Origin of the sequence: Xenorhabdus sp. IM139775 (genome assembly GCF_028598745.1) — a bacterium.
GTDB lineage: Bacteria > Pseudomonadota > Gammaproteobacteria > Enterobacterales > Enterobacteriaceae > Xenorhabdus.
Window position 1 is genome coordinate 1 of record NZ_JAQRFK010000031.1, and the last position, 15,476, is coordinate 15,476.

A 15,476-nucleotide genomic window follows, 5' to 3' on the forward strand; every position below is an offset into this window, starting at 1 on the left:
TTGGCGACTATAAAAGCCGCTAAGGGCAGGGAGTGAGCCGCTCTTAAAAAAGCAAAGCCGGAAGATCACTGGGATCTTTCCGGCCTTTGCTATTCATGAAGCTAAAAATAATTCAAATATTTAATCCCATCTTTCGTCTATATATGGAGTAATGCCATCGATTGTCAAAAAATCTGCATTACACAATAAATAGAAATCCTTATTAATTATTTCAATAGAAGAACCATTATGGGTACTATTAATTTTGGGCGAACAAATAAAACCCACCCTACTTCCTTTACTTTCGAATGAATTTATATTAGACATGCTTAAAACTAAATTCATCGCATTAAATCCGTTATTATTCCACTTGTTAGGGTATACGGATGGGATTTTTTTGCAAATAAAACAAAGCTGTAAAGAAGAATAATGATGAAAGATATAGCTAGTGAATTCGAGTTCACTTATATCAAACTCATTATTAAACATATGTCTTATTTGCTCATTTCTTATCGCATTACTAAACCACATGATTACTTCCCTACAGCAAAATTATAATGCCCATGAGTACCCGGAACACTGCCCGTATCTAATATTTGTCCGGTTATTTTATCAACTGGTCTAACATTAAAATGGGGTTCTGCTCCATGTAAAGGCGTTGCTTTCGCGTGCCCCAAACTGTGCTCTTGAATAACTATTACCGAACCTTGCTTATCTCTATAGTGATATTGTCGAGTTTGAATTGGAACACCGTTAGCATTACGAATAGAACCACCAAACCCATCTCCCAGATCTACTCTTGATATTTCAAAAGGTCGCTGACTATTTGGTATTCCCGCGTCTCGTTTAGCTTCTCTAAACGCATCACGGCGACTTGGTCCCTCATAAGTCGTTTTCTTGTTCTTAAGCAGCTTGTCACAGTCTTCACCCGCCAACCCGAACGGGTCTACATACCCCACCGGATTATGCACATACCCATATGGATTAAATCCGCCTGCCAAATTCAGCGGATCGGGCGAAATATACTGCGCCGTCTCCGGGGAGTAATAACGATGAAAATTATAGTATAAACCGCTCTCTTGGTCCTCATATTGCCCGCAGAACCTGAAATTACACCCCACGTGATAATCCGGGTCGTTCGACGCAATTACCTGCGATTTCTCGGCTTTTCCCCACGTTTTCAACCGTTGCGCCCAAACCAGCGTGCCGTTTTCATTCAACATTTCGCGCACGGTGCCCTGATGGTCGCTGACAATGTAATGCAGCTTGCCTTTTTCAACACGCGCGGAGGGTGTCAGTGCCCCCGGCTCATACAGCCAGCGCACGCGGCTGTCCAGTGCCAGCGAGCCGTCGGCGTAAACCGGCGTCTCCTCAACCAACTGGTCACCGCTCCACAGGTACTCTTGCCCGTAAATTTCGGTGGCGCGGGGCGTTAAATCCGGCCGGCCATTTAGCCATCGTTGCAGGTTGGTCGCCGTCAGCTTTCCATCGTGAACCTTGAGTTTTCGGATCCTTCGGCCAAACGGATCATAGACATAGTGCCAGCGTGAGCCGTCCGGGGTTTCGCAATGGGTCAGCTGGTTTTGCGTATCCCAGCGGTAGCGCCAGACCTGCGGGCGGAAGCCATCCCGCTGCTCGGTTTTTTCCACCAGACGCCCATTGTCATCATAGCGATAGCGGATATCGCCGTGCTGCACCACCCGCCCGGCGTTCTGGCGTTGGGTCATTTGTTCCATCGCGCCTTGTGCATCCACGGGCAGGTGCTGGCTCAGGTTGCCGTTGGCATCGTAGCCAAACTGTTCCTCATGGGGACGATTGCCGTCAAACAGGGTATGCAGTATCTGGTCGTTGGCATTGTAACGGTAACGGGTTTGCCCCCAGCGGCTGTCGTCAATCACCCGCACATTATGGGCACGGTCATATTGCCAGCTGCGGTTGACCGCCGAGGCCTGCGGCGGAAAATGCGGGTCATTTTGTGCCAGTGTTTCCCTGAAAAAGGGGGTCGCCTGACCTGCCGACTGATGTGCCAGCAAGCCGGTCGCGGTGTAGCGGCTGGCGAGGATAAACCCGTTGGCACTTTCCCGTACCGTTTCCCGTCCCAGCACATCATGCTGGAAGGTCAGCGGTGCATGTTGGTTAAGCTGAAAGTGGTTCAATTCACCCATCTGGCCATAGCCAAAGTGCAGGGTATGGCCATCCATGCTTTCACTGACAGGACGTCCGGTCAGGTTATCCCATTGGCGGGTGATTTCCCGCCCGTTGATACGTTCACAGGTCGGCAGGCCAGTGTCCTTGTCATACTCAAACTCAACAACCGCATCGGCATTGGCCGCCCTGATAAGCTGATGGCGGGCGTTGTATTCGTAACGGGTAGTCGCCGTGAGCTTAAGTTCCCCGTCCACCGGTTGCCAGCCCTCTTCGCGGATAAGCTGGCCGCGCGCATTGTAATGCCAGCGCTGTTGCTGCCCATCGGGGTATTGCGTCTGTGTCCGGCGGCCCAACTTATCGTACTGGTATTCAAGGGTACGGCCGGTAAAATCGGTCTCGCGAATAATTTGCCCCGCCGCATCCCGCTCATAGCGGTACACCTCCCCGGTGGAGGCGGTGACGGTACTCAGCCGGGTGAGCCGGTCATAGCCCAATTTCAGGGTGGTACCGTCGGGGCGGAGGACGGTGGTCAGCAGGTCAAACGCGCCGTAAGTGTAGCGGGTGGTGCGCCCTTCGCCGTCCGTCACGGCCACCACGCGCCGCTCGCTGTCGTAGGCCAGAGTTTGCGTGACACCGTCGGCGAGGGTAATTTCGCTCAGGCTGCCGTTGCTGAGGCTGGCATGGTCGGGGTTATATTGGTAGCGGGTCTCCTGTTTCAGCGCATCGGTAAAACGGCGCAGGCGACCCAGCGCATCCAGCTCCAGCCCGGTGGTTTCACCGTCCGGCGTCATCACGGCGGCGAGGCGTTGTTGCTCATCATAGGCGTAGTGCCACGCCCGGCCGTCCGGCAACAGGCGTTGGCGCAGTTCGCCGTGCGTGCCGTATTGGTAGGCTTCTTGGTGCCCCAATGGGTTAGTCAGCGCGGTCAGGTTGCCCTGTTCATCATAATGCCATTGCCAGCGCTCGCCGGTGGGCAGCACGCTTTCGGTCAGCTGCCCGTGCTCATCATAGCCGTAAACAAACGTTTCCCCGGTCGGCAGTTTCACTTCGGTCAGCGCCCCGTCAGGGTTGTAATCGAAGGTGGTTATCCCACCGGCCGGATCGGCTTCCCAGAGGATTTGACTATGGCGCCACTGGCGGCGGGTAATGCGCCCCAGCGGATCGACTTCACGGGTCACTAACCCATGATGATCGTAGTGATGCCGGGTTTCGCCCCCTTCGGCATCCAGATAGGTGGTCATACGCGCCCGATCATCATAGTGGAACCGATCATGCCAGTAACCGCTGGGAGAGGCCATACTGACCACCCGTCCCCGTTCATCATACGTGAGATGGAGATCGGTCTGGTCGGTATCGTGCCAGCGGGTCATGCGCCCCTGTTGGTCATATTCATGCCACAGGTGGTGGTGCTGGAACGCGTCACACTCGCTCAGGTAACCCTGCGGATCATACTGGCAGGTGACCAGTCGCTGTTGTTTTTGTTGTTCCAGATAATCCACGCTCTGGAGTTGCTGGTTGTGATAACCCAACACCAGCCGGAAACCATCCGTCCGCGTGACTTCAATCAGTTGTGACTGTTTATCGTAGATAAACTGGATCGCGTTCTGCCGCCGATCCGTGATGGCGGACAGCTTGCGGGTATTGCCGACAGCCTGGCTGAAATGGTAAGTCAACTGGGACTGGCGGTCAGTCAGTTGCAATTCGCCCGTCAGTTCCCCCGTCAGCAGGCAATGGGGAATATGCCGGTTACGGGCGAGTACCTGATTTTCCGGCGTACTGAAATCGTAAATGACGCCGTCGGTATCCGTGAAATCCACCCTGCCGTCGGTCAACACTAACTGGCGTGACCAGTCATCCGCCCATTTTTCACCAAACAGGCCGCTTAACTTGGCGGCAGAACGATAGGTCCGGGTCAGGGTGATCGGCAATAATCCGGGAATGGCAATCACCGGCCAGACTTGCAGGAAGTCGCCGGTCGCCATATCGACAGGTTCCCCTTTTACACTACAGGTTCCCGTGCAGCTTCCCTCTTTGTTATTGGACGGCGTGGCGTCATCCTTGGGTGTCTCTTTGGCAGGTTTGGCATCCGGGGTGTCTCCAGATTGGCCTTTGACTTTGCCGCCGGCAGGGGGTTTGGCCTTTTTAACTACCGCTTTCGCCCCCTGTTTGGCCAGCCCGCCAGCCCCCGTTGCCAGGCTGGCGGTATTAAAAATCAGCGCCCCCCCTTGTTCCGCCTTATCCGTGATATCAAACCGGGCGGCATCCACATGACTGAGTTCGACGGCCTTGTCAACGACCTCTTTATTCCATTTATCAGCCGCAGCAAGGGCGGTATCCCCTATCGCGTCAGCCCCCATCCATTTCAAGAGATTACCGGTGTCGCCCATCACCGCAGAAGGCAGTCCCGTTCCCGCCCGGATGGCCAGTTCACCCATATCAGGCACGGTATTCCACGCCTCTTTGGCGGCCCCAATGGCGGCCTTGCCCGGGTTATCCCAGGCCGCCGCCAGTTTTTCCCCGGCTTCTTCCCCCCACTTTTGCACGCCTGCCTGGGTCTCATCCCACCAGTCTCCCGCCTGATCCAGCCAGCCTTTTTCCTGCGCCGTTTCCGCGGTCACCGCCGCATTGGCCGCCTCCGGCGGATTTGTGCCCTGCGGAGCCTGACCGACGATTTTACCCAGCGTGTTGCCTTCCCCGGTCGGGCTGTCATCGCGGGCTTTGGCGGGCAGGGCGTCATTGGGTTTGGGCGGATTATCGTCTTCTTTTTCCTCGTCCCATTCTGGCTTGGGAAACTCCCCACTTTTGAATTTTTCAACGGTCTGTTGCGCGGTTTTCTTAAAATCCTGCGCGGCGAAATCCGCGTCCAGCTGATTATAGTAAACGTCCAATTCCGGGTCGGCACCGTAATCACCGTAAAAGCGGGCACTTTGCCGGTATAACGTATCCACATTGTTTAACGCTTGCTCCGCCTCCGCCTGCGTGCGGAGGTTAAATTCCTGACAATATTTTTCGGCCCGCACATCGGCGCTGTCCGGTGTGACCAGTATACTTTCTGACATCGTTTTCCCGCCTTATGCCCCGTTCATCCAAAATTCATCCCCGTGGCGCAACAGCAGCTTGTTGCCCGCCCGCACCGTTTGGGTATGCGTCTTCGGGTGACATTTGCCGCCCACCGTGCCGCTTTTCACGCCATTCGCCACACCGGGCTGATCGCCCATCGTCTGCGGCACAAAACTCTGGGCGAACACCACCACCGGCTGGCCGTTGGCCCGCACGGTTTTCACCGGCACATCGCTGCCCGCCAGTTTGGCCATCACCGGATACGGGATCGGCGGTGTTGAAGATCCCATCGGGGTCTTGCACACATCGGGCAACATACCGATGAGCAGCCATTCACCCGCGGTGCGGGCGATATAGTTATCAGCCATCTTTTTTCTCCTCTTCCCGTGGGGCCAGCTTGAGCAGCGGGGCATCGGGGTCGATTTCAAACCGCGCCTCTGCCACCCGCACCGGCAGGCTGGTTTTAAAATTCAGCCGGCAGGTGAGATGCAGTGTCATCGCCTCGCTGTCGAGGATCAGCGTATCAAGGCGCATCGGCACCGGCAGCAGGGCGCCGTTGTCCAGCCGCAGCAAAATAAACGGCCGGTGCCCCGGCAGGGTGACGTGCAGGTGACCGCCGGGGGTCAGGCCGCTTAACGTGAGGGCAATGTCGGTGTCCGGCCAGTCGATCTGTTGGTCAGCCGGGGCACCGTTCCAGTAGCGGAAGTCAAAGTCTTTCGGCAGGTAAGGGTGGCGGTGGTTGAGCCAGTCATCATCATACGTGCCGGCGAGCGGGCGGCGCGGGGTCCACGCCCGGCCGACCAGGCCCAGCCCTTGCGGCTGGCAGGCCGGGGTCTCGGGCGATAACGTGCCCGCCAGTTGGGCAGAAAAATGCGCCGCGGTGAACGGCGCCTCCGGTGCGGTGATGCGCGGGGCCGGGGAGCGGGTGAGCTGTTTGGCGTTGGCGTACCACGGCGTGACAAAGCCGGTGCCCAGCGGATTGGTGTCACAGGCGGCATGGGCAACGGGGGCATTTTCCCCGTCCGGGTGCTGCCGGCGCTGTTCTGGTGTCAGCCGGTCACTGTCGTTAAGGTGTTCGCCCGCTTTGTCATCCGCCTGAATTTTGCATTCGCCGCCAAAGGCGTAGCGGTAATCCAGCGGTAGCGTTGAGAAAGGTTTCGGGGCCGTCAGTTGCCAATGACCGCGGGAGTCACGGATAAAGGCCCGTTCCCCGCTCACGGCCAGGGTTTTGTCAAGCAGGGTCTGGCCCTGCCTGCCTTGCACCTGCAACCGGACCGGAAACTCAGGACAGGGGCGGCCCTCCGGGGCATAAGCCGTGCCGTTGACGATAATGTCACAGCGCGGCTTAAACGGCGCGAGGTCACTCTCCTGCAACACCTGTGAGGCATTCATCGGCCCGCGGTATTCATCCTGCACACACAGGGGGGGCGCAGGCAACAGTTCGGCGGTGCACTGCCCGGCCCGATCCGGCAGCAACTGGTAGCCGATTTTCATCACCGCCACGTGGTGCTCCACATCCTCAATATCCAGCATTGAATAGTTCATGACCGCAAACGGGGTCAAATTACGAAATTCCATCCCAATCCGTCCTTTTTAGTTCAGGTCGATGTCTTTGCCGGTGATTTGCACCGGGCCGCTGGCCTCAAACTTGAACTCGCTGCCCTGAATCGTGATTTTGCCGCTGCTGTCCATGCGCAGGGTACTGGCACCGCATTGCAGCTCAATCACATCCCCGGCCTTGATGGACAGGCTATGGCCGACTATCACGGATTTGTGGACACCCACCTGTTCGCTCTGGCTTAAGGTGACGGCGGTGTTCATCGCGCCCCCGACGGTCAGGGCATAGGCGAGGCCGACCGTGTCGGTGCGGGTCAGGTTAACCGTGGCCTTCTGGTGCCCCTTGACGGTGAGGGTCTGGTTTTTGTCCACGGTTTCCTTGTGGTTGGCCAGCACTTGGGTGTCGCGGTCATTGAGTACTTTAGTGTGCATGTCCTTCTGCGCATGCAGCGACAACAGCTCGCTGCCCTTCGCATCCTCAAACAGCAGCTCGTTATAGCCCTCGCCCTTGTGGGTCTTGGAGCGGAACGCCATCTGGGTCTTGCTGCCCGGCAGTTTGCCCGGCGGGATATTGCTGGCATGGTAGGTTCTGCCGGTGACAATCGGCTGGTCCGGGTCGCCGTGCAGGAAATCCACCACCACTTCCTGGCCGATGCGTGGGATGGCCAGCATCCCCCAGCCCTGCCCGGCCCACGGCTGGCTGACCCGTATCCAGCAGGAGCTTTGGTCGTCGCTCTTACCGTATCGGTCCCACGGGAACTGCAGGCGCACGCGGCCGTACTGGTCACAGAAGATTTCCTCCCCCGCCGGCCCGACAACCTTGGCAATTTGTGGGCCATCCATCACCGGTTTGGCCAGCAGTGCCGGACGCCAGTGCTGGTTATGGCGGATAAAGCTGAACTCGCTGTGCAACGTGGTGCCGCTCTCGCCGCCGCCCGCCGTTTCCAGTGCCTGCGGCTGGCTGCCGGCATGGGTTGCACTGACCACCTGCCATGACTGGTTCAGGTCGGGGCGCGGGTGGTTTATCAGGGTGAACAGTTTGCCCGGCTGGACAGCAATCGCGTGCCCGCGCCCCTGCCCGGTCACTGCGTCGCTGCGCAGCGCCTCCAGCCGGTAGCGGGTAAAGGCCTTGCCGTGGGGTTCGTCCTTGAAGCGGCCGGGGTAGTCGTAGTGCTCGTAGTAACTTTCCTGCAACTGCTCGTCCTTCATCTGCGCCCGGAACTCCGCCGGCCACGCCGGGTTCTTGAAGGTGTAATCCTTCAGCTCCACCTGCGCCGGGCGCACCTGCGCGCTGCTGGTCAGGTGGGTCACCGACGGTGCCCCCGTGGTGCTGGTCTCCCCCGGCTGGTACGGCAGGATGAGCCCCGGCGGCACCGAGCCGGCGTCATCGGCAAACACCAGCGTGTTGCGCCCGTTGCCGCACTCAAAGAAGTAGAAGATGCCCTCTTCCGCCGTCAGCCGTTGCAGGAAGGCAAAGTCGCTTTCCTGATACTGGACGCAGAATTCCCGTGCCGGGTGCGGGTGGCGCAGGCTGAACACCACGTCACGGATACTGTGCTCTTTCAAAATCGTGCTGACGATGCCGGCGATGTCCTGCTGCTGGAAGATGCGCGAGTTCTGGCGCAGCGTGGTGCGCCATAAATCCGGGTAAATGGTCATCCGGTAGGTGGTCTGGTGCAACCCGGTGTTGCCCTGTTCAAAGCGCGCCACCATGCCGGTGAGGCTGCGCTGCTCGACACCGTCCTGCAGAATGGTCAGGGTCGCCGCCCGATCCAGCACCGCCGGAAAGTCGATGGCCGGGTCGGCACTGGCCAGCCCCACATTCAGGCTGAACGGCTGGGAAAAACTTTCGTTCAGTGTGAAATCGGTCACCACAAACGTCTGCGGCGGCAGGCCGCCAGCAGTCAGGGTAAATTGCAGGCCACTTGGGTCACGCCCGCCCATCAGCATCTGGCCGACTTTTTCCAGCACTTTGGTGGCCGCATTCTGCCCCCCGGCTGCGCGTTTTGACAACCCTTGTCCACCGGTAAAACCGCCGCCCGGAATGAGTCCCGCCGACCCTGAAATACCGCTGCCTGAACTTCCGCCTATTCCCCCGGTAAAACCACCCCCCGGAATTAAGCCTGCCGTGCCTGACAGGCCGCCGCCCAATTTTCCTGCAACCTGTTTCGCTTTCTGAACAGTCTCTTGCCCCTGCTGAACAAAGGCTTGTCCTTTTTTCAATTTATTGAGGTTCTTTTTGATTGACATGGTAAGTCTCCCTGATTACTGCCCGCCGTCCGCAGGGACGGCTTGCTCATGATGGTCGGTCGCCTGCCGCAGCCGGTCATAGCGGCCCAGCAGGGCATTAAAGCGGTCATCGATGCCCTTGAGCAACACCGGCGGGGCCGCCTCCCCGTTCGCCGCATGGACGCCCAACTGGCGCAGCAGCTCTTCCAGCGGCACCTCACTGCCGTGGCTGCGCTGGATATCGTAGAGGGCGGTTTTCAGGTAGGAGAGCGTGAAGCTGCCCCGGGTGCGCTCCTGCAACAAAATTTTGTCCGCCAACTGCGTGAGCCGGTCGTGGGTGGCCTGCCAGCCGCCGGCCAGCGGCACGCTGTCAATCCGGGCGGCCGCCTGCTGCTGCCACTGGCGGGTCGCCTGCTGCTGCACCGGCGAATCCGGCCAGCGCTGTTCCGCCGCTGCGGTCAGGCGGCGGGCGGCCTCCCAGGTGGCTAAGGGCGGGGTCTCGGCCAGCCGCGCCAACTGGCCGGCATAACTGGCCAGTTCAGGCCGGGACAGCCACGCCAAGCGCGCCCCCGCCGGCTGGGCGGTGATGGCGTCAAGCTGCTGTTGCAACGGCTTGTGGAACCCCAGCCAGCTCCCCACCCACACCAGGGCACCCAACAGGGCACCGAGGCCAAAGCCCTGCCAGGCACTGGGGCCTTTCGCCGGCGGTTCAGGGAACTGCACCCGCACGCGCGGTGGGGTCCCGCCCACCGGCGGCTCATGGCGCGGCGGCGGCGGCGGGGTGTCCGGCCCGGTGTCGGACGGGGACAGGTAGACCAGCGGCGGCATCTGCACCGGCGCGGCCGGTTTGGCGGCCTGGCGCGGTTTTTCCAGCTTTTTGGCCGCGTTCTGGAAGAACCACAGCAGGTTTTCCACCCGCGGCAGGCGTTTCAGGTCGGATTGCTGCAACCGGTCGATAATCAACTGGAGCGCCCGTTCGGCACGGTAAATCAGCCGCAGGTCGCCGGCAGTGAAATCCCACTGGCGCAGCACACTGCCGGTGCGGGTATGGAACCACTCCAGCAGGTCGGTGCGCACCGCCGGCTGCGGCGGCCACACCGTCTCCCATTCACTGACGATAACCCCCGCCAGCAGTTCACACCCCTCGGTGAACCCCGCCAGCCCGCCCAGTTGCATCCGGGCCAGGGTGTAGTAAATCGCGGTCTGCAAATCGACCCCGTTGCCCTTGAACAACGTCAGGGACAGCGACTCCACCAGTGGCCAGTTCACTTCCGGCTGGGCCGGGTGGCTGGTCTTGTTGATTTCATCGCGGATAACGGCAAATTCCGGCCGATCCAGCGGGCTGCCGCCCGCCCGGATGATGAGATTGTCAGGGTGTCCGCTCATATTCTCACTGCTCTCCTTAAAAAAAAAACCGGCCCGAAGGCCGGGGGCGGGTTGACTGTCACGCCTGGCACTCAATACAGGGTGTCCGGCAGGGTGAACTGGCTGAACAGCCCGCCCGCAAACGGGTTGTCGGATTCATCCACGTAGACGCGGTAGGTCATGTCGCCGTTATCCACGCCAAAGCGCACATCAAAGAAGCCCGGCTGGATGTCCGTCAGCGTGCCGCTGTTAATCAGCCGCAACTGCGCCCACGGGCCGCTGAAGCTGAGGGCGCGCGGGGCCCGGTTGCTGTTCGCCGGCATCAGGGTCAGCTGGCTTTCGGTGCCGGCCCGCATCGAGTTCGGCCAAATCAGGCGCGCCACGTTGCGCCGCCCGTGCGAGTAATCCACCAACTGCCCGTCGAGGTTCAGCACCGCCCGGCGCTTGTTGCCGGTCAGGCTCACCGGTTCAATGGCAAACTGGGCACCCAGCCCGTTTTGCGGGGTAAAGAAGGTGGTGCGGATGCGATCGGCCACGGCCAGTTGTTTCATCACATCCGCCCGGATCAGCGTCTTGCCGTCCGTGCCCATCGTCAGGTTGTATTCCACGAACGGTTTCAGGCTCTGCTTGTAGAAGCTGTCCAGCGTGCCGTCCGGCCGGAAGAAGCGGTCAAACTCGCTCAGCGGCACTTCTTCGCGGGCATTCGGGTTAAACGGATAGCGCCCCGCCAGATAAGTCCGGTACTGCTTGACCACGGTGTGGCTCCATTCCACTTCCAGTGACCGCACCGCCTCCATCATCACCACGCGCCAGGCCTGTTCCGCCAAATCCCCCACCCAGCGGTTCAGCGGCTCCGGCAGGGTTTTCGCCATCTGCTGCACTTCAAAAATCGCGTCACTGTTGTTTTTGTCCAGCCGCATCTGCACCGCCTGCAAGGCAGCCTTACCCGGCACCGGCGAGTTCTGGATCGCCAGCAGGTAACGGTGCAGGGCCGTCAGTTTCTGGTAGACGCTTTGCAACGTACTGCCCTTGTCACCGCGTTCCACCAGCACTTCCGTTTCCTGCGCAAAGTCGTGGCTGATGCGGTTTAACAGGCGGTAGTCGGGCTGTTTCAGCCACGCCGCTTTTTCTTTCTCGCCCAGGGCGTTGCCCGTCACCGGCGGGTGGGTGTTGTCACTCAGGATTTGCAGCGCCCGCTTGATGGGCTGCTCACCGCTGATCACCTGTTCAATGGCACTGATGGCGTGCGGCAGGTCATCAAAATCCCGCACCTCGAGGTTGTTCATCGCCGCCCGCCAGGTGGCGGTGTACTCGGACAAATACAGCTCATTGATATCGTTCAGGATCCGCTCCTGATCCTTGGCACTGTACTGGTCGTGCGTCCCGCCGGCGCTGTCCGGGTTCGGCTTCGCCATGTTCAGCACCCAACTGTCCATCTCGGTCAGTTTGGTCAGCTCATCCTTCTGCCGGACGAAGTAATCCACCAGGCCGTGGCGGGTCAGCAACTGCGGGAGCACCAGCCGTTTTTCATTGCTGGCCACAAACACATCGTCAAAGCTCGGGCCAATCTGGTCACGCAGGTTGAGCGGTGCCGGCAGGCTATCCTGCGCCCGGATACGCAGGTTCTGGTACACCCGCTGCTTGACGGAGAGCGCCTTCAGCTCATCCTGGGCCTGCCGGATCGGTTTGACAAACGGGGCAAAGTGGGCAATGGCGTCTTTGTCCCCGCGGTCACGCAGGGCCTTCCAGTCGGTCCGGTCGAGGGCGTAATCCAGGTGGGTCAGCAACGCCTCCTGCACATCCCGCTGGCCGTTGAACGCCTGACTCCAGCGCGCCCGCATATACTGGGCGACCAGGCTGGCGTTGCGCTTGCTTTTGTCTTCCATCATGCGCATCACCCGCAGGATTTCGAGTTTCTCCTCACTGCCGGCCGGGGCCTGCTTCAGGTCATCCAGCAGCCCCAACATCAGGGCCGGCAGGAAACGCTGCTCCAGCAGTTTCAGGTAAGTGCCTTCCACATACGGCCCGACCCCGCCGCCCTGATACAGTGCCATGTCGGTCAGGAAGGATTTATTCTCGTGATAGTTGCCGTAAGCCAGCGTCGCATCCCGGATCGGGTTCAGCAGCGGTAACTGGAGGTTGCCGTCGTGGTCATCCCCCTTGGGCGGCGGCACGGACAGGAAGTTTTTCGCCTGTGCCAGCACTTCTTCCCCCGCCCGGTAGTTTTTCTGGTAGAAGTAATGCCAGCCGCCCCACATCGCCAGCACGACCAATGCGCTGACCGTGGAGAAGGTGTACAACTGCCGGCGGTTGCGGCTCAGCCAGAGGCGGTTTTCCGCCGCCAGGTTGGGTTCGGCCAGCAGGACATCCTCAAACAGGGACTGGGTAAAGAACGGCAGGGTATCGCCCGCCGGCCAAGTGGGGAACGCCTGCGTCCCCAGATGGTACTGCGCCGAGGCCGACTGGGTGAACAGGTCATCCATCTGCCCCACCTGATGGGCCGAGGTCAGGTAAACGCCGCGCAGGGTCGGGCGGTGGTGTTCATCGTTATACAGGATATCGTCCAGCATCTGGGCGATGTAGCTGTGCAGCCCCTGGATCTGGCGGGTGAAACTGAACAGGGCGCTGCGCTGGTTGGCATCCACGTTGTTCAGCATCCTGTCCGGCATCGCGGTATTCAGGTTGGCCATCCACTGTTTCCAGAACGCCTCCAGCTCACTGCGCCACGCTTTTTCATCGCGGTTGTTGAGGCTGAAGGTCACGCCCAAGATCTGATCGCGCAGTTGGCGATCCAGCGACTGGTACAGGGCTTCAAAGCCATGCAGCAGGTCGATTTTGGTCATCACCAGGTAGAGAGGCAACTGGCTGTGGAAGGTCAGGCGGACGTCTTGCAGGCGCTGGTGGATTTCCCGCACATAGCGTTCACGCTGTTCGCGGCTGTCGCTCATCAGGCGCAGGGTATCCACGGTCAGGATCAGGCCGTTGAGCGGCTGGCGCTGACGGTTTTCCGCCAGCCAGTTCAGCAACGCTTCCCACAGGCGACTGTTGATTTGGGGTTTGTCGCTGTTCAGTGGCACGGGCTGGTCAATCAACTGCCCCTTGGGATCGATGATCACCGCTTTTTCCCCCAGCCAGCAACGCAGCATCAGGGGGACTTCGCCATCCTGACGCAAATATTCGGGTGCCGCGATTTCAGACAGCTTCACCCCTTCCTTTATCAGTGAGGTCTTGCCGCTCTTCTGGCTGCCGATGACCATATACCACGGCCGTTCATACAGGTAATTGTAGGCATCCAGATGGCGTTGCAACTGGGATTTCCAGTGGTCGAGGTAGCGATCCTGATGTTCAATGTCCACCCGGACCGGATCAAACACTTTCAGTTCAACGTCAAGGTTCAGCTTTTCCAGTGTCCGCAGGCGACGCCACGCTTTCATGCCGATCCAGCCCAACACCATCATAATAATGAGGGCGGTGGCCAGCCAGCGTGCGGCCAGGCTTTCCAACGGATAATCGTTGCGCAGTTTCCACTCCGGCCCCCACCACCAGACGGCAATCAGCAGCAGGCAGGGGATCAGCGCCAGAATCAGTGCCATCAAGGCCTTGAGGCGGGGCAGTGACTTAAACTTCGCCAAGGTCGGCAAGGCGGATTTCAAGGGTGCCAAAGAGGACAAAGAGGGCCATTTCATGGGTTAACGCTCCTGTTTGCAGCCGTATCCTTGAGGGAAGACGGGCCTTTTTCAGCCAATTTTTCAGTCAATAACGCCAGCAGGCTGGGTTCCCATTGAGTCAGTTGCATGTGTTGTCCCGTGTGTAACAAATTGCGGTAATGCTGTTGGGCCAGCGCGGTCATGCCCGCTTCTTCAAGCAGTTGGGCGTTGAGCAATTGGCCATAGCATTGATCCCGTGGCTCCGTTAACTGTTGTTGATGGGCTTCCAGCAGGGTCAGTGCCGCGGTCAATCCCTGTTGCTGGAAACATTGCCAGATAGTGGCCTGATCAACCGACAGGGAACCCTGTCCCGTTGCCACGGGTTCCGGTGCCAGCCAGTCAAGGGTTTCGGGCGAAATAAACGGACTCATGTCAGAAAAACTTAAGGTTTTCAGCACCGGCAACCGATCCAGAAAAGCATTTAGCTGATCACGCATGGCCTGTGCGACGTGCCCATAGCCCAGTTGCAACGCGGCTTGGGCGGCAATGGCGTGACCATCCAGCCAGTAAGGTGCCAGTGTCAGGCTCTGCTCGATTTGTTGGAGCAAGGCGTTGTCTGCCGTCGGCAGTCTCGCCAAATAGTCAGCGGTACGATCGGCGGAAGCCGGTGCCAACGGGGTTTTGCCCGTCGCATTCGCCATCGGTGCCGATGTGATGGTGTGCCATACTGCGTGACGGCGCAGGGAATACCCGATCGGGGAGTCGGGATGCCGTTCACACAGCAAATCGGCGACAGTCATCAAGGTCTGCTTCCACGCTTTATCGCTCGAACTGTTGACGTCAACTTCCGGCATCGGGGCAACTTCATGGCCCTGTGGCGCTTGCGCCGTGGTTCCGGCTGTCGATGCCGGTGCGGCGGCGGGAACCGGCTTTGCCTCCACCGGCACGGCTTCTGGCTGACGGTTATAGCGAATGCGCAGTTGGTCAACGTCTTTGGCCAGCTCGGTTTCACTGGCATGCCAGCACTGGGCAAGGTGTGCCAATGCCCCCTGTGCCTCATCCCGTTCACTTTTGCCCGCCCGTTCAATAAAACTGCCTTGGGCAGCGTCAAAACGTTTGAGGACTTGCTGTGCCAGCCGACGTTTTAACTGGGGTTTGGTCGGCCAACCTTTTTCCCAGTAGTTTTTGACATAATCGGTTAACAGTTCCACGGCGAGGATCAGTTCCGCCACGTTGCCGGCATGTTGCAAAGTTCGCAGCAGATGCACCACCAGCCGGAAGTCTTTGCTGTTTTCTCTCAACAATTGCAATGACTGACGCTGGATCGCTTCAATATCCAGCGAGCCATGTGACAGCGAACCCAATTTCATCATTTCGCTGTCAATGTATTCCCAAGTGGGATCGTTATCTGCCAGTGCCTTGCCAATCTGCTCATCGGACAGGGGGGCCAGCAGGGAGCCGAACCAGTCAAATTGTGTTCTGATGTCCATG

Annotated in this window: 8 protein-coding genes; all 8 read right to left on the reverse strand. The window is 59.2% G+C overall.

Annotated elements, in window-relative coordinates:
• Window positions 1-120: 120 nt before the first annotated feature.
• On the reverse strand, window positions 121-510 hold the full coding sequence (locus tag PSI17_RS08680; protein ID WP_273551607.1) for an Imm50 family immunity protein: 390 nt from the start codon (window positions 508-510) through the stop codon (window positions 121-123).
• Window positions 511-512: 2 nt separating this feature from the next.
• Window positions 513-5,186 carry an HNH/endonuclease VII fold putative polymorphic toxin gene (locus PSI17_RS08685; RefSeq protein ID WP_273551608.1) on the reverse strand — a complete coding sequence of 1,558 codons (4,674 nt, stop codon included), beginning with the start codon at window positions 5,184-5,186 and terminating at the stop codon, window positions 513-515.
• A 12-nt stretch (window positions 5,187-5,198) separates the two neighbouring features.
• The gene (locus PSI17_RS08690; protein ID WP_273551609.1) at window positions 5,199-5,555 is read right to left on the reverse strand and encodes a DUF4150 domain-containing protein; all 357 of its coding nucleotides are present in this window, start codon (window positions 5,553-5,555) and stop codon (window positions 5,199-5,201) included.
• Window positions 5,548-6,765, reverse strand: a complete 1,218-nt coding sequence (locus tag PSI17_RS08695; RefSeq protein WP_273551610.1) for a DUF2169 family type VI secretion system accessory protein — start codon at window positions 6,763-6,765, stop codon at window positions 5,548-5,550. Before PSI17_RS08695 ends, PSI17_RS08690 begins: the two co-directional genes overlap by 8 nt.
• A gap of 15 nt (window positions 6,766-6,780) precedes the next feature.
• The gene (locus PSI17_RS08700; protein ID WP_273551611.1) at window positions 6,781-8,994 is read right to left on the reverse strand and encodes a type VI secretion system Vgr family protein; all 2,214 of its coding nucleotides are present in this window, start codon (window positions 8,992-8,994) and stop codon (window positions 6,781-6,783) included.
• A 15-nt stretch (window positions 8,995-9,009) separates the two neighbouring features.
• A complete protein-coding gene (locus tag PSI17_RS08705) occupies window positions 9,010-10,359 on the reverse strand; it encodes a VasL domain-containing protein (protein ID WP_273551612.1) in 1,350 nt (449 codons plus the stop codon).
• A gap of 71 nt (window positions 10,360-10,430) precedes the next feature.
• Complete coding sequence (gene tssM / locus PSI17_RS08710) at window positions 10,431-14,024, reverse strand: type VI secretion system membrane subunit TssM (RefSeq protein ID WP_273551613.1); 3,594 nt, start codon at window positions 14,022-14,024, stop codon at window positions 10,431-10,433.
• Entirely contained in the window at window positions 14,021-15,475 is a 1,455-nt protein-coding gene (gene tssA / locus PSI17_RS08715) for a type VI secretion system protein TssA (protein WP_273551614.1), read from the reverse strand. Before tssA ends, tssM begins: the two co-directional genes overlap by 4 nt.
• Window position 15,476 lies beyond the last annotated feature (1 nt).

Bases quoted from the DNA above. Each gene is read 5' to 3' on its own strand.
- PSI17_RS08705 (WP_273551612.1), bottom strand. From the start codon at position 10,359: ATGAGCGGACACCCTGACAATCTCATCATCCGGGCGGGCGGCAGCCCG.
- PSI17_RS08685 (WP_273551608.1), bottom strand. From the start codon at position 5,186: ATGTCAGAAAGTATACTGGTCACACCGGACAGCGCCGATGTGCGGGCC.
- PSI17_RS08690 (WP_273551609.1), bottom strand. From the start codon at position 5,555: ATGGCTGATAACTATATCGCCCGCACCGCGGGTGAATGGCTGCTCATC.
- PSI17_RS08700 (WP_273551611.1), bottom strand. From the start codon at position 8,994: ATGTCAATCAAAAAGAACCTCAATAAATTGAAAAAAGGACAAGCCTTT.
- tssA (WP_273551614.1), bottom strand. From the start codon at position 15,475: ATGGACATCAGAACACAATTTGACTGGTTCGGCTCCCTGCTGGCCCCC.
- PSI17_RS08695 (WP_273551610.1), bottom strand. From the start codon at position 6,765: ATGGAATTTCGTAATTTGACCCCGTTTGCGGTCATGAACTATTCAATG.
- PSI17_RS08680 (WP_273551607.1), bottom strand. From the start codon at position 510: ATGTGGTTTAGTAATGCGATAAGAAATGAGCAAATAAGACATATGTTT.
- tssM (WP_273551613.1), bottom strand. From the start codon at position 14,024: ATGAAATGGCCCTCTTTGTCCTCTTTGGCACCCTTGAAATCCGCCTTG.